The following is an 18,874-nucleotide window of genomic DNA, read 5'->3' as shown; positions in this document are numbered from 1 at the left end:
TTGGGCGGGGCCTCGGCGGTGCCTGGCTTCAGACCAGTAGTTCAACCACCGGCTGGACGTAGCTGCGGAAGATATCCGGCTCGGACAAGAGCCGGTGGCTCATGATCATCTTGTCCGGCTCAAGATACCAGGCCCTTGGCTCGTTGAGGGGCAGCTCGATGATCGTCAGCTGGAAGTCCCGGGAACTCCGTCCGACTTCCAGCAGCCGGTCCTCCACCATGTCCCCCAGAAGCAACGTGGCGCCGCTCGCTTCGCGTTCAGCCTCTAGTTTTTCGTACTCTTCAAGGCGCTCACGGGCCCAGGTCAGGGCGGCTCCGAAGTGTGCCTGCAATACTCTGCGCAGGGCAGGCGAATTGCCGAAGGCGTTGAATCCCGGGGGTGAAAGCTCCGGCGCGGCATCCGGATACGCCCTCAACAGCTGCTCCCACCAGGCCTCCCACTCTGTCTTGAGGGCCGGCACCCCGCCTACCTCGGCAGTGAGGTGCGTGTGGTCCGCGTGCCTGACTTTGGGTGTGGCGTGGGACAACGTTGGCGTACCGGCTCCGTCCAATCCAGCAACGTCTCTCAGATACAAGGCAATGAGCATCGGTCCGGAGGTGTCCATAGTGATTCGCCACCCCTGACCGCCTGTGTCATGCATCCGATTGCCTCCCTTGGCAGGTGCCCGCTCAGGGTTCCAGTCTATTCCCGATGAGCCTTGACGTTAACGGTTGGACGGGACCGCAACGAGAGTCTGCAAATGCGCGGTCAGCACGTCGCGGCAGACCTCGGCCGTCATCCACTCAGGCTGCAGCAGGGCATGCATGCACAGTCCGTCGAGGGTGGCCAGAAGGCGCTCGGCCTCGGTCACCAGGCGCTCCTGGCCGGATCCGCCGTCGGGCATCAGTCGCATCACCAAGCGGCCGACGACGGCGGCCACGGCCCGGTGGCTGCGTGCCGCTTCCTGTTCGAGTACTGGCCGGATTCGGGCCGCGTGCCGGAATGCCATCCAGACACAGGCGTCGACGGCCAGTTCCTCGTCGAGCGGAAGGAATTGGCCCGCCAGGGTTAACACGGCGGCGCCGTGTTCCGCCGAATCCGGATCCAACGATTCGACGACGGCGAACGCGTCCTCAAGCCGCGCGGCGATCCTGTCGATGACCACGGCAAAGGAGTGGACCAGCAGTTCATCGCTGCTGGCAAAGTAATGCCGGACCGAGCCGACGGCGAGCCCGGCTTCGTCGGCCACCTCCCGCAAGGAGGCACGTTCCAGGCCATCCGAGGCGATGATCCTGAAGACAGCTTCGACTACTTCCTGGCGCCGGGCTTCGGCATCAACAATCTTGGGCACAGATCTTTTTAGCACGAACGTGCTTGAACGGTACCGCCCGGCGCACCGGAACTGCGGGACTGTGGCGCACGCAACACTGAGCGAGCCTTGGCAAGTTCGGCTAGCGTTGCTTGCATGAGAATTCTTGTCACGGGTGGCACCGGCTACATCGGATCGCACACCGTCCTGTCCCTGCTGGAAACCGGACACGAAGTGGTCGTGCTGGACAACCTCGTGAACTCAAGCGAAGAGTCCCTGCGCCGCGTCGGTGAGCTGGCGGGAAAGACGGCGGCGTTCCATAAAGTGGATCTGGTGGACGAGGCCGCGGTTGAAGCCGTGTTCGATCAGCACAGCATCGACGCCGTCATCCACTTCGCCGGGCTCAAGGCAGTTGGCGAATCCGTGCAGGAACCCCTGAACTACTACTACAACAACATCGTCGGCACGCTGAACCTGCTCCGCGCCATGGACAAGCACGGGGTCCGGTCGATCGTTTTCAGTTCCTCCGCCACGGTATACGGCGAGCACAACCCCATCCCCTACATCGAGAAGATGGAGATCGGGGCGAACAACCCCTACGGCCGTACCAAGGAACAGATCGAGGACATCCTCACGGACCTCGGCGCCGCGGACGAACGCTGGCACATCGCCTTGTTGCGCTATTTCAACCCGGTGGGCGCACACCCCTCGGGCCGGATCGGCGAGGACCCCCAGGGTATCCCCAACAACCTGGTCCCCTACATCGCCCAGGTCGCCGTCGGCCGCCGCGAAAAGCTCATGGTCTTCGGCGGAGACTACGACACCCCGGACGGCACCTGCCTGCGGGACTACATCCACGTCGTCGACCTCGCCGGTGGCCACGTCGCCGCATTGGACTACGTTGCGGAGCGCCCCGGCGTTCACCGCTGGAACCTTGGCTCCGGGAAAGGCACGTCCGTACTGGAGATGCTCCACGCCTTCGAACAGGCCGTGGGCCACCCGCTGCCGTACGAGATCACGGGCCGCCGGGCGGGAGACCTGCCCGCGTTCTGGGCCGACGCCTCCTCCGCCCTGGCCGACCTGAGCTGGTCCACCACGAAGACCGTGGACCAGATGTGCGAAGACCACTGGCGCTGGCAGAAGAACAACCCTCTCGGCTACAGCTCTTAAAGTGCAACGCGGGGTCACTTACGGCCCATGATGTCCCTTGGGACGGGCTGTAAGTGACCCCGCGTGCTGGGCCCACACCGGCGGGGATTAGACCGCCGGGTAGTCGCGCTCCGGCTCTCCTGTGTAGAGCTGCCGCGGACGGCCGATCTTCGTCTGGGGATCGTTGATCATTTCGCGCCACTGGGCGATCCAGCCGGGGAGTCGGCCGATCGCGAACAGCACGGTGAACATCTTCTCGGGGAAGCCCATGGCCTTGTAGATCAGGCCGGTGTAGAAGTCGACGTTCGGGTAGAGCTTGCGCTGGATGAAGTAGTCGTCCGCAAGGGCCTTCTCTTCGAGGCGCATCGCGATGTCCAGGAGCTCATCGTTGCCGCCCAGCTTGCCCAGGATCTCGTGTGCCGTCGCCTTGATGATCTTGGCGCGGGGGTCGTAGTTCTTGTAGACCCGGTGTCCGAAGCCCATGAGGCGGACGCCGTCCTCCTTGTTCTTGACCTTCTCCATGTATTCCTCGGGCTTGATGCCGTCGGCCTGGATCTGGCGCAGCATCTTCAGCACGGCCTCGTTGGCGCCGCCGTGGGCGGGACCGAAGAGGGCGTTGATGCCTGCGGAAACAGAAGCAAACAGGTTCGCGTTCGAGGAGCCCACAAGGCGGACGGTCGACGTCGAGCAGTTCTGCTCGTGGTCGGCGTGCAGGATGAGCAGGAGGTCCAGCGCCTTGACGACGACGGGATCCAGCTCGTATTGCTCTGCCGGCAGGCCGAAGCTCAGGCGCAGGAAGTTCTCCACGAGGTTCATGGAGTTGTCCGGGTACAGCATGGGCTGGCCGATGGACTTCTTGTGGGCGTAGGCCGCGATGACCGGGAGCTTCGCCATGAGGCGGATAGTGGAAACTTCCACGTGCTCCGGGTTGAACGGGTCCAAGGAGTCCTGGTAGAACGTGGACAGCGCGGAGACAGCCGAGGAAAGCACCGGCATCGGGTGCGCGTCACGCGGGAAACCGCCGAAGAAGCCCTTGAGCTCCTCGTGGAGCAGCGTGTGGTGGCGGATCCGCTGGTCGAACGCGTCCAGCTCGGTGGGCGTGGGAAGGTTGCCGTAGATCAGCAGGTAGGAAACTTCCAGGAAGCTTGAGTGCTGGGCAAGCTGCTCGATCGGGTAGCCGCGGTACCGCAGGATACCGGCGTCGCCATCGATGTAGGTGATTGCCGACGTGGTGGCGGCGGTGTTCATGAAGCCGGGGTCATAGGCGACGGCGCCCGTCTGCTTCAGCAGCTTGGAAACGTCGTATCCTTCGTTCCCTTCTACAACCTTGATCCGCGGGAGCTCGAGCTCTCCGCCGGCATGGCGCAGGGTAGCGCTGGTGGTCTCAGTCATGGAGTCCCCTTCATGAGGCTCTTGGCCTCGGTCGAAAGCTTGATCCAACCAACATCTGGTGACTCCAGCCAGGAGTCTGCAGGTGCAGACACCATCGGCCGAACTGCCTTCGTGGAGAAAGCCACCATTGATAGTCAGTTAAAAGCTACCGCCAGTAAGCGGGACAAACTAATTCACAAGCTACGGTTACTGGCGGAATGACGCGCCCTGTGCGGGAAGTCACAGCATTGTTACCGGGCAGTGTCCAAGCGTTCGACTGCCGCGTCGATGCGTTCGTCCGTGCCGGTGAGCGCCACACGGATGAAACCATTGCCCGCGTCTCCATAGAACACCCCGGGCCCGACGACGATCCCCAGGTCAGCGAAACGGCGGACTGTGTCCCACGTCGCCTCCCCTGCGGTGGACCACAGGTACAGGCCAGCTTTGGACTCGTGGATCTCCAGGCCGAAGTTCTTCAGTGCCGGCAGGAGGCGTTCACGGCGCCCGCGGTAGAGATCCTTTTGGGCGAGCACGTGGCCGGCATCGCCGAGCGCGGTACGCATGGCTTCCTGGACCGGATACGGCACGATCATGCCGGCGTGCTTGCGGCTGTTGACCAGATTCGCCACGATCGACGAGTCACCAGCCACGAAGGCGGCACGGTAGCCGGCAAGGTTCGATTGTTTGCTGAGGGAGTAGACGCACAAGAGTCCGTCCGTGGATCCTCCCGTGACGCGTGGGTCAAGGACGCTAGGCACTGCCTCGCCGCCACGCTGGGCATCCCATTCGCCCCAGCCGAGTTCGGCATAGCATTCATCCGACGCCACGACTGCGCCGATCTCGCGCGCCTGGGCGACGATCTGCCTGAGGGATTCGACGTCACGGACGCTGCCCGTGGGATTGCCGGGGGAATTGATCCAGATCAGCCGGACCCTCGCGCGGGTGGCTGAGTCCAGTTCGTCCAGGCTGTCTGCCGCGACGGCAGTGGCGCCTGCGAGCATGGCGCCGATGTCGTAGGTCGGGTACGCCACAGTGGGACGGACCACGACGTCGCCTGCGCTCAGTCCCAGCAGGAACGGCAACCAGGCCACCAATTCCTTGGAGCCGACGGTCGGCAGGACGTCCCTCGGATCGATTCCCGGGACCCCGCGGCGGCTGGCGAACCAGTTGGATACGGCCTCGCGAAGAGCTTCCGTGCCGTGGACCGTCGGGTAACCATGGGCGTCAGCTGCCCGGGCAAGCGCCTCGCGGACCAGTTGCGGCGTCGGATCCACGGGGGTTCCGATGGAGAGATTGACTGCCCCGCCCGGGTGTTCTGAAGCCTTGGCCACGTACGGCGCCATCGCTTCCCAAGGATAGTCAGGCAGGTTGAGGCCGAAAGCGGGGGCCGCAGAAATCAAAGGAAGCAACCGTTCTTAGTGGTCTTGGTTCTGTGGGGGCAGCGCGGCGATGAAGGGGTGGTCCTTACCGGTGTTGCCGATCTTGGCGGCTCCGCCCGGGGAACCAAGGTCATCGAAGAACTCGACGTTGGCCTTGTAGTAGTCGGCCCATTCCTCCGGGGTGTCGTCCTCGTAGTAGATCGCTTCCACCGGGCACACGGGTTCGCAAGCTCCGCAGTCCACGCACTCATCCGGGTGGATATAGAGGGAACGTTCGCCTTCGTAGATGCAGTCAACAGGGCATTCTTCAATACATGCCTTGTCCTTGACGTCCACACACGGCTGCGCGATTACGTAGGTCACGTCCCTTGCCTCTCCACAGTTGTCCCGGAAATTCCGGGTAGTACCACCGGCCCTGTGGCCGGTACATCGAATTCTGAGCCTATTATCCCCCAGCGGGAACTCAGCAACCTAGCCGGGCGTCTTACTATGAACTGGTGAATCTGCCCCGGCCCCAGGATTTCCTGCTCAATACCGTATCCGGAACACGGGTAGTTGTCCGATACCGCCTGGACAACGGCTTCACCGATGCCCTCGGCTACCTGCTCTCGGTCGCCGACGGTGCGTGCACCATCCGTACCCGACAGTCCGACGTCGAGATCCCGCTGGCCCTTGTTGTGGCGGCAAAAGCAGTCCCTCCTCCGCCCCAGCGCCGGGATCCGCGCACAACCCGCGAGTAGTTCCGCCTCATGTCCCGGAGGGTCAGGCGCCATGCACCTCGTCGGGGAGCCTGCGCATTCCCCACAGCGGGGAGAACAGCACAGGCGCAACAAAAACAAGACTTCCGCCCAAGCCGATCCAGAGTGTCGGTACGAGGCCGATATTCTCGGCCAGGAGGCCCGAGGCTAGGGCAGCGATCGGCATGACCCCCCACACCACGAAGCGAATGGACGCATTCATGCGCCCCAGGAGCCGGGGCGGACACACGCGCTGCCTCATGCTCAACTGCATGATGTTGTACACCAGCACTCCGAAAGCGAACCCGAACTCGGAGACGATGAGCATCACGAGGGACATCCATCGCTCGGGGGCAAGCACGCACAACGGAACCAGGAGGAGGAAAAGCGAGCTGATCATCGACGCCACGGGAATAACCGTCCCCTCGCCGATCCAGGCCGCCAACCTGGGCGCGGCAACCGCCCCGATCAGTCCGCCCACGGCGCCGACCGCCATGATGAGGCCCATGCCCTCCGGACCGAGTTCCAGTTCACGAAGTACCAACACCGGCATCAAGGTGAAGGCAAGCGTGGTGAAGAAGTTGACCCCGCCCGTGCACGCCGCAATCCTGCTGATCAGGGGATGCCTGACCACGAAGACCAGGCCCTCCTTGATTTCGCTTGCCAGCGGCTGCCGATCCTTCGCGGCCACGGGCCGTTCCGCATCGCGCGTCCTGAGCAGGAAGATGGCCGACAGCAGATACCCGATCGCCTCCCCGACGAACAGCACCGGGGCGGACACGACCGTCAGCAAGCCACCGCCCGCGGCAGGACCCCCGATCCGTGCGATCTGGGAGGTGGCCTCGAGCTTGGAGTTCGCCTGCGGCACTTTCGCGGCATCCACGAGCACGGGCACATAGCTCTGGTAGGAAACGTCGAAGAAGACCGTCGCGGCCCCGACGACGGCGGCTACGGCGTAAAGATGCCAGATCTGCAGGATGCCGGCCCACCAGAGGATTGGTACGGTCGCCATTGCCCCGGTCCGGACCAGGTCCGCCACGATCATGGTGCGACGCTTGAGCCAGCGGTCAACCCACGCTCCTGCCGGCAAACCGATCAGCAGGAAGGCCGCAAGGCCGGCGGCATTGAGCGCGCCGACTTCGAACTCACTGGCGCCGAGCAAAGTCACCGCGAGGACGGGAAACGCCAATTGCCCCAGTTGCGCCCCAAGCTGGCTGACGGCCTGGCCCGACCAGAAGATGATGAAGTTCCGGTCCCGCCACAGCGAGGCAGTGTGCTGAGCTGTGTCAGTTTGCTGAGCATTGTCCGTGGTCCCGGCGTTCACCCGCCCAGTTTCCTGTAGTGATTGGTATATGTCAATCACTCAAGGCTGGCTACACTGGCCACCATGACGGAACACGAGCGGGAGGACAGCGACCTGGTGGCCAAGGGCCGCGCCTTGAGCTCCCCCCTGCGCTTGAGGATTCTCCGGCTCTGCCTGCACCACGCTCGCACCAACAAAGAGATTGCGGGGCTGTTGGACATCAATCCGGCGTCAAGCCTGCATCATGTCCGGACCTTGGTGCGCACCGGTTTTCTTGAACCTCAGGAAGGCCGGAAGGGAAAGAGGGGCGCCAAGGAGGTGCCGTACATCGCCACCCGCACCTCGTGGAGCACTCCCGTCGACGATATTGCCCCTGTCCTGATCGAAACATTCGTCCAGGAAACCCGCGGGCTCATGCCAGGGGACATCGATGTCTGGCGGCTTGGCGTGAAGTTCAATGCTGCACGGCAGCAGGAGATGATGGGCAAGCTGCGGGCGGTCGTCGAGGAATATATGCGTCTTCCGGCAGACGACGACGGCGAGGCCACCTCGCTCCTGATTGCCCACCACCGGGACCCAAGCGCCGACTAGCTAAGCGCGCGGAGGACGCCCGTAGCGCCGGCACCACAAGAGCATCACGAAAGTGATGCCCGCACTCCCGTAAACCCACACATTTCCGGGCACATCCGCGACGATCAGCTGCTTGCCCGTTCCGCCCGTGGAGAGCACGCCTACGGCGGCGTAACAAACAATGCCCACCACCGCCGTCGGGATCAAGGATCGCGACCACGCACCCAGCAGGAGCTGGAGCGATGCGAGCAGGAGCAGTGCCGCTGCGGTACCCCAAGAGACGTCGACGCCGGCAATAAGGAGCGCCTGCCGGTGCAGTGCGGTGCCTGCAAAGGCAGCAAAAAGAGCCACCGGAACAGCCACGGCAATGCCGCGTGCTGTTCCGGTGGCTCCCTTATTCAATGCGTCAGTCCGTTGGGCGCGTCAGTACTTGATCAGCCCAGCAGGATCAGACTTTGGCGCGTGCGCGGGTAGCCTTGGCGCGCTCGTTGGCGTCCAGGATGACCTTGCGGATGCGGATGGAGTCCGGGGTTACCTCAACGCACTCGTCTTCGCGGGCGAATTCGAGGGACTCTTCGAGGGTCAGGTCGCGCGGCGGCGTCAGGTTCTCAAAGGTGTCAGAGGAAGCGGCACGCATGTTGGTGAGCTTCTTTTCCTTCGTGATGTTGACGTCCATGTCGTCGGCGCGGGAGTTCTCGCCGACGATCATGCCTTCGTAGACCTCGGACGTGGGCTTCACGAAGAAGGAGCCGCGTTCCTGCAGGTTGATCATGGCGAAGGGGGTGACCACACCGGCGCGGTCGGCAACCATCGAACCGTTGGTGCGGTATTCGATAGGGCCGGCCCACGGCTCGTAGCCTTCGGAGATCGAGGAAGCGATGCCGGCGCCACGGGTGTCCGTAAGGAACTTGGTGCGGAAGCCGATGAGGCCACGTGCCGGAACGATGAATTCCATGCGGCACCAGCCGGTACCGTGGTTGGCCATGTTGGTCATGCGGCCCTTGCGGGCAGCCATCAGCTGCGTGACTGCACCGAGGTACTCTTCAGGCACGTCGATGGTCATGTGTTCCATCGGCTCGTGGATCTTGCCGTCGACGGTCCGGGTGACAACCTGCGGCTTGCCGACAGTGAGCTCGAAGCCTTCGCGTCGCATCTGCTCCACGAGGATGGCCAGCGCAAGCTCGCCACGTCCCTGGACTTCCCAAGCATCCGGACGCTCGGTGGGCAGGACCTTGATGGAGACGTTACCGATCAGTTCCTTGTCCAGGCGATCCTTCACCTGGCGCGCCGTGACCTTGGCGCCCTTGACCTTGCCGGCCAGCGGGGAGGTGTTGATACCGATGGTCATGGAGATCGCGGGGTCATCCACCGTGATGAGCGGCAGCGGCTGCGGGTTCTCTGCGTCAGTGAGGGTCTCACCAATGGTGATTTCCTCGATACCGGCAACAGCCACGATCTCGCCCGGGCCGGCGGACTCTGCCGGTACGCGGTCAAGGGCCTTGGTGGCCAGGAGCTCGGTGATCTTGACGTTCTTCAGCTCACCGTTGGCACGCGCCCAGGCGACGGTCTGGCCCTTGCGGAGGGTGCCGTTGTAGATGCGCAGGAGTGCAAGGCGGCCAAGGAACGGGGAAGCGTCCAGGTTGGTGACGTGCGCCTGAAGGACACCGTTCGGGTTGTAGGTCGGCGCCGGGATGTGCTCGATGATCGCCTTGAAGAGGGGTTCGAGATCTTCGTTTTCCGGGGCCGAGCCGTCAGCCGGCTGCTCGAGGGAGGCGCGGCCGACCTTGGCTGCGGCGTAGACCACGGGTACTTCCAGGATCTTGTCCAGGTCCAGGTCCGGAACTTCGTCCGCGAGGTCGGAGGCCAGGCCAAGGAGCAGGTCCATGGACTCGTGGACAACCTCTTCGATGCGGGCGTCGGGGCGGTCGGTCTTGTTGACCAGCAGGATGACGGGCAAGTGCGCGGCAAGGGCCTTGCGGAGGACGAAGCGGGTCTGCGGCAGCGGACCTTCGGAAGCGTCGACCAGGAGGACCACGCCGTCAACCATGGACAGGCCGCGCTCCACCTCGCCACCGAAGTCGGCGTGGCCGGGGGTGTCGATCACGTTGATGGTGATGGTCTCGCCATTGGACGACGGGCCGTTGTAGGCAACCGTGGTGTTCTTGGCGAGGATGGTGATGCCCTTTTCGCGCTCCAGGTCACCGGAGTCCATGACGCGGTCTTCCAGGTGGTTGTGCTCGGCGAAGGAGTTGGTCTGCTTGAGCATGGCGTCGACCAGCGTGGTCTTGCCGTGGTCAACGTGGGCCACAATCGCGACGTTGCGCAGATCACTGCGCGATGCAGTGGTCGCGGCGGTGTTGGTGGTGGTTTCAGACATGCGTAATGGCTCGATTCAGTGGTGAAGTCAGCTGTTGTATCGCGACATTTCCAACCGGAACGCACGACGGATTAGACCCTTTGACACAGGGCACCTTCATAGAGTCTAAACGCTGTGGTATTTATTGGCCTAAAAATCACCCTCCAGGTCATCGAATTGTGCCCTTCATCACAATCGGCAGCGAACTCGGGATGAGCCGGAAACAGCAAAAGAGCCGGTACCACTTCCCCCCACGGAAGTGGTACCGGCTCTTCTGCTCCCCCGGCTGGCACTCAGCGCACGGGCGCCAGCACCGTCAGGCCACCACGGGCGGAAGCATCAGGCTGGCACCCGGGATCGCGTTGAGCAGGGCCTTGGTGTAGTCCTGCTGCGGCGAATCGAAGACGTCGTCCGTGCTGCCCGTTTCCACGAGCTTGCCCTTCTGCATCACGCAGACATGGTCGGCGATCTGCCGCACGACGGCGAGGTCGTGCGTGATGAACAGGTACGTCAGGCCAAGATTGGACTGCAGCTCGGCCAGGAGGTTCAAGACCTGGGCCTGCACCAAGACGTCCAAAGCGGAGACCGCTTCGTCACAGATGATCACTTCGGGGTCGAGGGCGAGCGCGCGCGCGATCGCGACGCGCTGCCTTTGGCCGCCGGAGAGCTCGTTCGGGTACCGCTGCATGGTGGACTGAGGCAGCGCCACCTGGTCCAGGAGTTCCCGGACCTTCTTCTCGCGGCTGACCTTGTCACCGATCTTGTGGGTCCGGAGCGGTTCCTCGATGGTCCTGAAGATGTTGTACATCGGGTCGAGTGAACCGTACGGGTCCTGGAAAATCGGCTGGACGCGGCGCCGGAACTTGAAGATTTCCCGGCTGTTCAAGGTGGAGGTGTCCACACCGTCGAAAACGATCCGGCCCGACGTCGGCGCGAGCAGGTTGAGGACCATCTGGGCCACGGTGGACTTGCCGGAACCCGACTCACCCACGATCGCCGTCGTCGTCCCCCGTTTGACGTTGAACGAGACGTTGTCCACCGCAGTGAAGTCCGTTGCCTTGCCGACGCCGGAGCGCAGCTTGAAGACCTTGCTGAGGCTTTCGACCTTCAGGACGTCGTCGGCCAATGCCTTTTCGGCCACAGCTTCGGTGGGCGCCAGGAGTTCTTCCGTCTGGATTCCTTCGGCCTTGGCGGCCTGGATCCTACGCGAAGCGAGTGACGGCGCCGAGGCCACCAACCGCTGGGTGTAGGGGTGTTGCGGGTTGCGAAGCAATTCGAGGGAAGGACCGGCCTCCACCACGTTGCCGCGGTACATGACCACTACTTTGTCCGCGCGCTCGGCAGCGAGGCCGAGATCGTGGGTGATGAGCAGGACTGCCGTGCCGAGCTCCGCCGTCATGGTTTCGAGGTGGTCAAGGATCTGCCGCTGCACCGTGACGTCCAGGGCCGACGTCGGCTCATCGGCGATCAGGAGCCGCGGCTGGCAAGACAGGCCGATGGCGATCAGGGCCCGCTGGCGCATGCCGCCGGAGAATTCGTGCGGATACTGCTTGGCGCGGCGTGCGGAGTCCGGCAAGCCGGCCTCCCCCAGGACGCGGGCGACGTCGGCAGGACCGCTGGGCTTGCCGTTGGCGCGCAGCGTCTCGCGGACCTGGTATCCGATCTTCCAGACCGGGTTGAGGTTGGACATCGGATCCTGCGGAACCATGCCGATCGTGTTGCCGCGCAACTCGATCATGCGCCGTTCCGGGGCGTGGGAGATGTCCTCGCCGTCGAGCAGGATCTGCCCGCTGGAAACCCTGCCGTTCTCCGGCAGGAGGCCAATGGCGGCGAGCGCCGTCGTCGACTTCCCCGAACCGGACTCACCCACAATGGCGACAGTCTCGCCGGGCATGATGGTCAGGTGCGCATTCTTGACGGCCTGGAATTCGCCGCTCGCCGTCTGGAAGGAGATGGCGAGGTCCCGGATTTCAAGGAGCGGACGCTCTTCGGTTCCGGCTTCGTCGATGGTGACGTTGGATGTTGTCATGATTGCCTCCTTCATCGCTTGCGGCTCTTGGGGTCAAGGGCGTCACGCAGCGCGTCGCCAAGCATGATGAAGCTCAGGACCGTGATGGACAGTGCGGTTGCGGGGAACATCAGCACCTCGGGGTTGGTGCGCAACGTGTCCTTCGCCGCGGAAATGTCGTTACCCCAGGACATGATGCTGCCGGGCAGGCCAATGCCAAGGAAGGACAGCGTTGCTTCCGTCACGATGAAGACGCCAAGCTCCATGGTGGCCAGGACGATGATTGGCGCGAGCGCGTTCGGAACGACGTGCCGGACCAGCGTGCCGATCTTGGAGACACCGAGCGAGCGTGCGGCCGTGACGAAATCCGCGTTGCGGACCTCGATCACGGCACCGCGGGTGATGCGGGCCATTTGGGGCCAGCCGAGCATCACGATGACCATGACCACCGTGAACACGCTCTTGTTCTCGCGGAAGAAGGGGAGCTGGGTAACTACCAGCGCGCCAAGGACCAAAGGCAACGCGAAGAAGATGTCGCCGATGCGGGCAATGATGGTGTCAACCCAGCCGCCGAAGAAGCCAGCCAGTGCACCGAGGGTGACCCCGATGATCAGGACGAAAATGACGGAGACGACGCCGACAGTCAAGGATGCCTGGGTGCCGTGGATGACGCGGGAGTAGATGTCGCAGCCCTGGAAGGTGAATCCCAGGGGGTGGCCGGCCGAGGGGCCCGCGAGGGAGTCGCCCAGCTGGCAGTTGTCGTTCGGGGCAGTCTGCGTGAAGAGGCCCGGGAAGAACGCGACCACGAGGAGCAGCAGGATCATGAGCGCCGAGATGATGAAGAGCGGCCGACGGCGGAGCTTCCGCCAGGCATCCGCCCACAGGCTCAGGGGTGCTGCGTCGACCTTGAGGGTATCGGTCGCCAGCAGCGGTGTCTCGTCGATTGGGGCAACATAGTGCTCGATCTGACGGTTACTTTTCATAACGGATCTACTTTTCATAGCGAATCCTGGGGTCAAGCCAGGCGTAAAGGAGGTCCACCAACAGGTTGGCGGCAACGAAGACCAGTACCAGCACGCTCACAATGGCGACGACTGTGGGGCCTTCGCTGCGGATCACGGCTTGGTAGAGCTTCTGGCCGACGCCGGGCACGTTGAAAATGCCTTCGGTGACGATCGCGCCGCCCATCAAGCCACCCAGGTTCGCGCCCAGGTAGGTGACCACGGGAATCATGGAGTTTCGCAGGATGTGGGCCAGGACCACGCGGGGGCGGGACAGGCCTTTTGCGGTTGCCGTGCGGACGTAGTCGGCGTTCATGTTTTCAATGACCGAGGCGCGGGTCAGGCGCAGCACGTAGGCAAAGGACACGAGGCCAAGGACGGCGGCCGGAAGAATCAGGGTGCCCCAATCCGCGTTGGATCCAACGGTCGGCTTGGCCCAGCCAAGCTGTACCCCAACGACGAGCTGAAGCACGAAGCCCAGGACGAACGTCGGGACGGCAATGACCACGAGGGACGCGACAAGCACGGTGGAGTCGAAGATCTTTCCCTTGCGCAAGCCTGCAATCAAGCCGAAGGCCACACCGAAGACAGCCTGGATGGCAAGGGCCTCGACGGCGAGCATGGCGGTGACCGGGAAAACGCGGCCGAGGGTGGCGGCGATTGGCTGGCCGGTGAAGTCCACCCCGAGGTTGAACGTGAAGAGGTTCTTGAGGAACAGTCCGTACTGGACCCAGAACGGCTGGTCGAGGTTGTATTGCTGGCGCAGCGCGGCAATGACGGACTCGCTGGGCGGTCGGTCGCCGAACAGGGCGCGGATGGGGTCGCCCGGGAGGGCAAAGACCATGAAGTACACGAGCAGGGTGGTTCCCAGGAACACGGGAATGACCTGCAGCAAACGCCGGAGGATGTACTGGGTCACAGCAACGGTTCCTGGGCGCTCTTGAAAATGTGGGGATTCATTTGGGACAGCTTTCGTGCCGAATCAAGGCATGGGGGCCCGGTTTGTGGCCGGACCCCCATACGCTAACGAGCTTGGAACAAGTCCAGTAGGACTACTTTGCGGTGATGTTGTAGTACAGCAGGACGCCGTTCCAGCCGGAGTCAACGTTGCTGACGTTCTGGCTCCATACAGCCTGGCGTGCCTGGTACCACAGGGGCAGGTTCGGGAGGTCCTTGAAGAGGATTTCCTGAGCCTGGGTGAACTTCTTGTTGGCGTCGTCCGTGGACTTGGAAGCCAGGCCCTCGGTGAGCAGCTTGTCGAACTCAGGGTTGCTGTAACCCTCGTAGTTGGCGCTGGCTCCGGTCTTCAGCAGCGGGCCGAGGAAGTTGAACAGCGACGGGTAGTCTGCCTGCCATCCGGCGCGGGTGAAGCCCGGGAGGGTCTTAGCCGTGCGGAGGTTCAGGATCTCGGCGAACTTGGCGAACGGCTGGCCTTCCGCCTTGATGCCGAGGTTGTTCTTCAGGTTGTTGGCAACGGCGTCAATCCATTCCTTGTTGCCACCATCGGTGTTGTACGCGAGCTGCAGAACCTTGTCGGCGGGCCACGGGCTCATGGCGTTTGCCTTTGCCCAGAGGTCCTTGGCCTTCGCGGCGTCGAACTTCAGAACGTCGGAGCCTGTCACGTTCGCGTTGTAGCCATCGATAGACGGCGACGTGAAGTCCTTCGCAGGGATGCGGGTGCCGTTGAAGACGACCTTGGTGATCTCATCGCGGTTGATCGCCATGGAGATGGCCTGGCGGCGCAGCTGGCCGGCGGGTCCCTGGAACTCAGGCAGGTAGTTCGGGATGTTCAGGGTTGCGTTGCCCGCGTAAGCCTTGTTGAGGCTGTGGTCCGGGAAGTCCGTTGTGTAGGTCTTCAGGGCGTTCGTGGGCAGGACGTCGGTTACGTCAAGGTTGTTGGCCTGGACGTCGGTGTAAGCCGGAGCCGGGTCGGTGTAGAACTTGAAGGTCACGCCGCCGTTCTTGGCCATGCGCGTGCCCTGGTAGTCCGGGTTCTTGACGAGGGCGATCTGGCTGTCGTGCTGCCAGGCACCCTTGGCGGCCATCTTGTACGGGCCGTTGCCGATCGGGTTTTCGCCGAAGGCCTTCGGGTCCTTGAGGGCGTCGGCCGGAAGCGGCATGAAGGCGGAGTAGCCGAGGCGCTGCGGCCAGTCGGCCTCCGGTTGGGCCAGCTTGACAGTGATGGTCGAGTCGTCCTTCAGCACCAGGCCGGACATCGTCTGGGCGGTCGGTGCGGGAGTCGACGTTGACTTTCCGTCCGCGCCCTTGGTCTTCGTGACGGCGCTGACTGCGTCGTAGCCTTCGATGGATTCGAAGAAGCTGCTGCTGGACTGGGCGTTGGTGCTCAGTGCGGCGAAGTTCCAAGCATCAACGAAGCTCTTGGCGGTGACTGCCTCGCCGTTGGTGAACTTGGCGCCCTTCTTGACCTTGATGGTGTAGTTCTGGCCGTCGCTCGTGTCAATGGATTCCGCGAGTGCGTTCACGGACTTGCCATTGGCGTCGTAGCTGGTCAGGCCTTCGAACAGGAGGTCGACAACGCGGCCGCCGTACACCTCGTTGGTGTTGGAAGGGATGAGGGGGTGCTGGGGTTCATTGCTGTATGCGGTGATGATTTTGTTCGGATCGCCGGCAGCGGTCGGGCCACTGCTTCCGGAGCCAGCGCTGCCGCATCCGGTGAGGGCAAGCGCGGCGACTGCGAGCAAGCCAAGAGCTTTGGAAGTGCGCGAAAAACGCATTCCGCCTCCTATGGATTCAGGGGGATGGGTCGGGGCAACTCATAGCTGCCCCCGGGGCCAGGCACAGAATTATCCTGTGACGCGGCCTACATGGATGTGTAATCCTAACCACAGCTTGTCCGAAATATGGAATCCCATTGGCATGAACAACGAAGTGTGCACTTGACAGTTTTAGTAATGAAGCAGTCATTTCAAGTAAATGAAGCAGTCATTTCACGAAATGGGATTTTCCTTGCTACACTCGACATGCCTGACCCTTGGTTTCCCCCGGAAAACCAGGGTTTTTCGGGCATCCCGTACGGTGTGCAACCGGCCTGGCCAGCGCGTCAACAAGCACCAAAAAAGAGCCCCCGCCGCCCATGGCGACGGAGACTCTTTCGGTTGCGACCATCAGTTCGTGCCGCCGCGAGTGCCTTCGGGTTGCTACTCGATGCCGGCCGCCATGAGTTGGGCGCGCAGTTCGCGACGCTCACGCTGCTTCTCGGGGTCCGGCAGCGGCACCGCGGCCAGCAGCCTCTGCGTGTACGGCTCCTGCGGATTGCGAAGGATCTGCTCGCGGGTGCCCTGCTCCACGATCCTGCCCCGCTGCATCACGCAGATCCGGTCCGCGAGCACGTCAACCACGGCAAGGTCGTGCGTCACGAACAGGCACGCGAATCCCAGCTCCCTCTGCAGGTTCTGGAAAAGTTCCAGGACCTTCGCCTGCACCGAGACGTCCAGCGCCGATGTCGGCTCATCCGCGACCATCAGCTTGGGCTGCAGGGAGAGCGCCCGGGCAATGCCGACGCGCTGCTTCTGGCCGCCTGACAATTCATGTGGATAGCGGTTGCGGTACCCGCGCGGCAATTCCACCTGGTCCAGGAGGGTCTCAATCCGTTTCTGCAGATCGACGCCCTTCGCGACCCCGGCGAGGTACATCGGTTCGCCGATGCTTTCGCCGATGGGCAGCCGCGGATTCAACGACGACGACGGATCCTGGAACACCATGCCGATGTCGCGGCGCACTTCGTGCAGTTGCTTTCCATTCCGCTTTGCGGCGGAAATGTCCTGCCCCACCACGCGCATGCTGCCCGCGGCTACGGGCAACAGCCCGACGGCGGCGCGTCCAATGGTCGTCTTGCCCGATCCGGACTCCCCCACAAGGCCTACAACCTGGCCGGGGTAGATCACGAGGTTGGCTCCCTCGACAGCTCGGAACGCGGGGACCCGGCCCTGCTTGGGGTACTCGATGGCGACGTCGACCAGCTCAAGTACGGGCTCACCCTTGGGCTTGGCTGCTTCTTCGGCCGCCGCCTTCAAAGCGGCCTGGTTCTCAAGTTCCCGGCGGACCAGCTCATCGTGATCGACCGATTCCAGCTCGGAGTGGGTTGCGGCAGCCAACGCCGCGGTGACGTCAACGTCGGCGCTGTCAGCACCCTGTCCCAGGTGGGGAACAGCGGCTAGAAGAGCTTGTGTGTATCCGTGCTGCGGGTTGCTGAAGATCTGTTGGGCAGTGCCGCTCTCCACGATGACGCCCTGGCGCATCACGGCAATTCGATCGGCGAGGTCGGCCACAACACCCATGTCGTGCGTGATCAGGACGATGGCGCTGTCCAGCTTGTTGCGCAGGTTGCGCATCAGGTCCAGGATTTCAGCCTGGACCGTCACATCCAAGGCAGTGGTGGGTTCGTCTGCGATCAGGAGCTTGGGATCACAGGACAATGATTGCGCGATCATGGCTCGCTGCCGCTGGCCGCCGGAGAGCTGGTGCGGATACGACTTGAAGGCCTTCTCCGGGTCCGGCAGCTCCACCAGCTCGAGCATGCGCAAGGCCCGCTGCTTGGCTTCATCGGGCGAGATCGAGTTGTGCAGCCGGATCGTCTCCACTATTTGCGTACCCACGGTGTACACAGGGTTGAGCGCGGTCATGGGCTCCTGGAAGATGACCGCGACATCCTTGCCGCGGACTTCACGGATGTTGCCTGATTTCTCACCCAGCAGCTCCTTGCCCGAGAGCTTGACGCTCCCCCGGACACGGCTGTTGCTGGGCAGCAAGCCAAGCAGTGCCATGGAACTTGCACTCTTGCCGGACCCGGACTCACCGACGATCGCGAGGACCTCGCCGGCCCTGACCTCGTAGTTCAGTCCGATGGCGGCAGGGACCCATTTCTTATCCACGCCAAAGTCGACGCTGAGATCGCGTACTTCCAGGACCATGGCCCCGCGCGCGCTCTTATCCGACTCGGTCTCGAGGTGGGTGGCCTCCGGTTCGGGGCTGGCGTTGTCAGTCATGTTGGGTCTTCCCTTCCGACCGGGCCACCCTCCAAGGGGTGATTAGTGAAGTAGCCCGGAATCCTGAATTATTAGGGGCATGAGCAGAGCGCCGTATGCCGGAAATGTCGAAATCTTCAAGGCCCGCACCAGCAAGATTTTTGCTTGGATCTGCTGGGCAGTTGCCGTTTTCGGAGTGGTTGTTGCGCTCGTGGCAGCCGGACCGCGCTCCCTTCCCGGAACCACTCCCCTGCTCTTCGTAGCGTTTCTTGGCTGGTTGCTCTTCTGGCGCCCGGTTGTGGTGGTCCGGGATTCCGGCGTCGCGCTGGAGAATCCCTTCCGGACCATCGATGTTCCGTGGGATGCCCTGGTGCAGGTTGATACCCGCTACGCCCTCACGCTGGTGACGCCCCGCAAGAAGTATCCGGCGTGGGCTGCTCCCGCGCCGGGAATCTGGGGCGGGCGCAATGCCCGCCCTGAGCATCTCAAAGGACTCCCGGGCACCACCTACGGCCCCAGCAGCTCGGTTCGCCCCGGAGATCTCAAGAACACCGATTCCGGCGCCGCAGCGATCCTGGTGCGCACCCGCTGGCAGGACCTCGTCGAGGCCGGACGCGTGGAGCCCGGCCGGGCTGAAGACGCTTCGGTGACCGTTGCCATCGGATGGTTCCGGATAGCAGCCACGGTAGCCCTGGCCGCGGCCAGTTACTGGGCGGTCTTCCTGTAG

General features: G+C 63.3%; 17 protein-coding genes. 4 read left to right on the top strand and 13 right to left on the bottom strand.

Features of this window, described 5'->3' with window-relative positions; all coding sequences use genetic code 11:
* Positions 1–28 precede the first annotated feature (28 nt).
* The gene (locus AC1DJB_RS01735; RefSeq protein WP_332601976.1) at positions 29–640 is read right to left on the bottom strand and encodes a hypothetical protein; all 612 of its coding nucleotides are present in this window, start codon (positions 638–640) and stop codon (positions 29–31) included.
* A 63-nt stretch (positions 641–703) separates the two neighbouring features.
* Positions 704–1,330 (bottom strand): TetR/AcrR family transcriptional regulator, encoded by a 627-nt coding sequence (locus tag AC1DJB_RS01730; protein ID WP_441432531.1) that lies wholly within the window; start codon positions 1,328–1,330, stop codon positions 704–706.
* 114 nt (positions 1,331–1,444) lie between these two features.
* Here AC1DJB_RS01730 and galE point away from each other — a divergent pair, with 114 nt between their 5' ends.
* A complete protein-coding gene (galE, locus tag AC1DJB_RS01725; RefSeq protein ID WP_284991428.1) occupies positions 1,445–2,458 on the top strand; it encodes a UDP-glucose 4-epimerase GalE in 1,014 nt (337 codons plus the stop codon).
* An 87-nt stretch (positions 2,459–2,545) separates the two neighbouring features.
* Here the strand turns inward: galE and AC1DJB_RS01720 are convergent, their stop codons facing one another.
* From AC1DJB_RS01720 to fdxA, 3 genes are all read right to left on the bottom strand, one after another.
* On the bottom strand, positions 2,546–3,829 hold the full coding sequence (locus AC1DJB_RS01720) for a citrate synthase (protein ID WP_059387479.1): 1,284 nt from the start codon (positions 3,827–3,829) through the stop codon (positions 2,546–2,548).
* 230 nt (positions 3,830–4,059) lie between these two features.
* Positions 4,060–5,208, bottom strand: coding sequence for a succinyldiaminopimelate transaminase (gene dapC, locus AC1DJB_RS01715; protein WP_284991427.1), 1,149 nt, complete (start codon positions 5,206–5,208; stop codon positions 4,060–4,062).
* Positions 5,209–5,223: 15 nt separating this feature from the next.
* Entirely contained in the window at positions 5,224–5,550 is a 327-nt protein-coding gene (gene fdxA / locus AC1DJB_RS01710) for a ferredoxin (RefSeq protein ID WP_018776555.1), read from the bottom strand.
* A 134-nt stretch (positions 5,551–5,684) separates the two neighbouring features.
* Between fdxA and AC1DJB_RS01705 the strand changes: the two genes are divergently transcribed.
* Positions 5,685–5,927 carry a putative acetyltransferase gene (locus AC1DJB_RS01705; RefSeq protein WP_059387478.1) on the top strand — a complete coding sequence of 81 codons (243 nt, stop codon included), beginning with the start codon at positions 5,685–5,687 and terminating at the stop codon, positions 5,925–5,927.
* A 22-nt stretch (positions 5,928–5,949) separates the two neighbouring features.
* Here AC1DJB_RS01705 and AC1DJB_RS01700 read toward each other — a convergent pair whose 3' ends face one another.
* Positions 5,950–7,248 carry an MFS transporter gene (locus AC1DJB_RS01700; protein WP_441432532.1) on the bottom strand — a complete coding sequence of 433 codons (1,299 nt, stop codon included), beginning with the start codon at positions 7,246–7,248 and terminating at the stop codon, positions 5,950–5,952.
* A gap of 63 nt (positions 7,249–7,311) precedes the next feature.
* Here AC1DJB_RS01700 and AC1DJB_RS01695 point away from each other — a divergent pair, with 63 nt between their 5' ends.
* The gene (locus AC1DJB_RS01695) at positions 7,312–7,818 is read left to right on the top strand and encodes a helix-turn-helix domain-containing protein (protein WP_284991423.1); all 507 of its coding nucleotides are present in this window, start codon (positions 7,312–7,314) and stop codon (positions 7,816–7,818) included.
* Here AC1DJB_RS01695 and AC1DJB_RS01690 read toward each other — a convergent pair whose 3' ends face one another.
* The 7 genes from AC1DJB_RS01690 to AC1DJB_RS01660 form a co-directional block, all read right to left on the bottom strand.
* On the bottom strand, positions 7,819–8,199 hold the full coding sequence (locus tag AC1DJB_RS01690; protein WP_306958661.1) for a hypothetical protein: 381 nt from the start codon (positions 8,197–8,199) through the stop codon (positions 7,819–7,821). It abuts the gene before it with no gap.
* Between the two features lie 46 nt (positions 8,200–8,245).
* Positions 8,246–10,174 carry a translational GTPase TypA gene (typA, locus tag AC1DJB_RS01685; RefSeq protein ID WP_284991419.1) on the bottom strand — a complete coding sequence of 643 codons (1,929 nt, stop codon included), beginning with the start codon at positions 10,172–10,174 and terminating at the stop codon, positions 8,246–8,248.
* 295 nt (positions 10,175–10,469) lie between these two features.
* Positions 10,470–12,182, bottom strand: coding sequence for a dipeptide ABC transporter ATP-binding protein (locus tag AC1DJB_RS01680; RefSeq protein ID WP_306958662.1), 1,713 nt, complete (start codon positions 12,180–12,182; stop codon positions 10,470–10,472).
* A gap of 11 nt (positions 12,183–12,193) precedes the next feature.
* Positions 12,194–13,144, bottom strand: coding sequence for an ABC transporter permease (locus AC1DJB_RS01675; protein WP_059387473.1), 951 nt, complete (start codon positions 13,142–13,144; stop codon positions 12,194–12,196).
* A gap of 7 nt (positions 13,145–13,151) precedes the next feature.
* Entirely contained in the window at positions 13,152–14,081 is a 930-nt protein-coding gene (locus tag AC1DJB_RS01670) for an ABC transporter permease (RefSeq protein WP_284980705.1), read from the bottom strand.
* Positions 14,082–14,214: 133 nt separating this feature from the next.
* Positions 14,215–15,897, bottom strand: a complete 1,683-nt coding sequence (locus tag AC1DJB_RS01665; RefSeq protein ID WP_284991415.1) for a peptide ABC transporter substrate-binding protein — start codon at positions 15,895–15,897, stop codon at positions 14,215–14,217.
* Positions 15,898–16,320: 423 nt separating this feature from the next.
* Positions 16,321–18,093, bottom strand: coding sequence for a dipeptide ABC transporter ATP-binding protein (locus AC1DJB_RS01660; RefSeq protein WP_441432663.1), 1,773 nt, complete (start codon positions 18,091–18,093; stop codon positions 16,321–16,323).
* A gap of 154 nt (positions 18,094–18,247) precedes the next feature.
* Here AC1DJB_RS01660 and AC1DJB_RS01655 point away from each other — a divergent pair, with 154 nt between their 5' ends.
* Positions 18,248–18,874: a PH domain-containing protein gene (locus tag AC1DJB_RS01655; protein WP_284991411.1), complete on the top strand. Its 627-nt coding sequence runs from the start codon at positions 18,248–18,250 to the stop codon at positions 18,872–18,874.

The sequence above is a fragment of the Arthrobacter sp. 01T428 genome (genome assembly GCF_056398685.1).
The sequence above is the reverse complement of the archived record's forward strand: the minus strand, read 5'-3'. Positions and strand labels throughout refer to the sequence as shown.

What these genes read in the sequence shown, in the direction of transcription:
- AC1DJB_RS01655 (WP_284991411.1), top strand. Translation starts at nt 18,248, where the DNA reads ATGAGCAGAGCGCCGTATGCCGGAAATGTCGAAATCTTCAAGGCCCGC.
- AC1DJB_RS01660 (WP_441432663.1), bottom strand. Translation starts at nt 18,093, where the DNA reads ATGGTCCTGGAAGTACGCGATCTCAGCGTCGACTTTGGCGTGGATAAG.
- galE (WP_284991428.1), top strand. Translation starts at nt 1,445, where the DNA reads ATGAGAATTCTTGTCACGGGTGGCACCGGCTACATCGGATCGCACACC.
- AC1DJB_RS01695 (WP_284991423.1), top strand. Translation starts at nt 7,312, where the DNA reads ATGACGGAACACGAGCGGGAGGACAGCGACCTGGTGGCCAAGGGCCGC.
- AC1DJB_RS01675 (WP_059387473.1), bottom strand. Translation starts at nt 13,144, where the DNA reads ATGAAAAGTAACCGTCAGATCGAGCACTATGTTGCCCCAATCGACGAG.
- AC1DJB_RS01720 (WP_059387479.1), bottom strand. Translation starts at nt 3,829, where the DNA reads ATGACTGAGACCACCAGCGCTACCCTGCGCCATGCCGGCGGAGAGCTC.
- AC1DJB_RS01680 (WP_306958662.1), bottom strand. Translation starts at nt 12,182, where the DNA reads ATGACAACATCCAACGTCACCATCGACGAAGCCGGAACCGAAGAGCGT.
- AC1DJB_RS01735 (WP_332601976.1), bottom strand. Translation starts at nt 640, where the DNA reads ATGCATGACACAGGCGGTCAGGGGTGGCGAATCACTATGGACACCTCC.
- AC1DJB_RS01665 (WP_284991415.1), bottom strand. Translation starts at nt 15,897, where the DNA reads ATGCGTTTTTCGCGCACTTCCAAAGCTCTTGGCTTGCTCGCAGTCGCC.
- typA (WP_284991419.1), bottom strand. Translation starts at nt 10,174, where the DNA reads ATGTCTGAAACCACCACCAACACCGCCGCGACCACTGCATCGCGCAGT.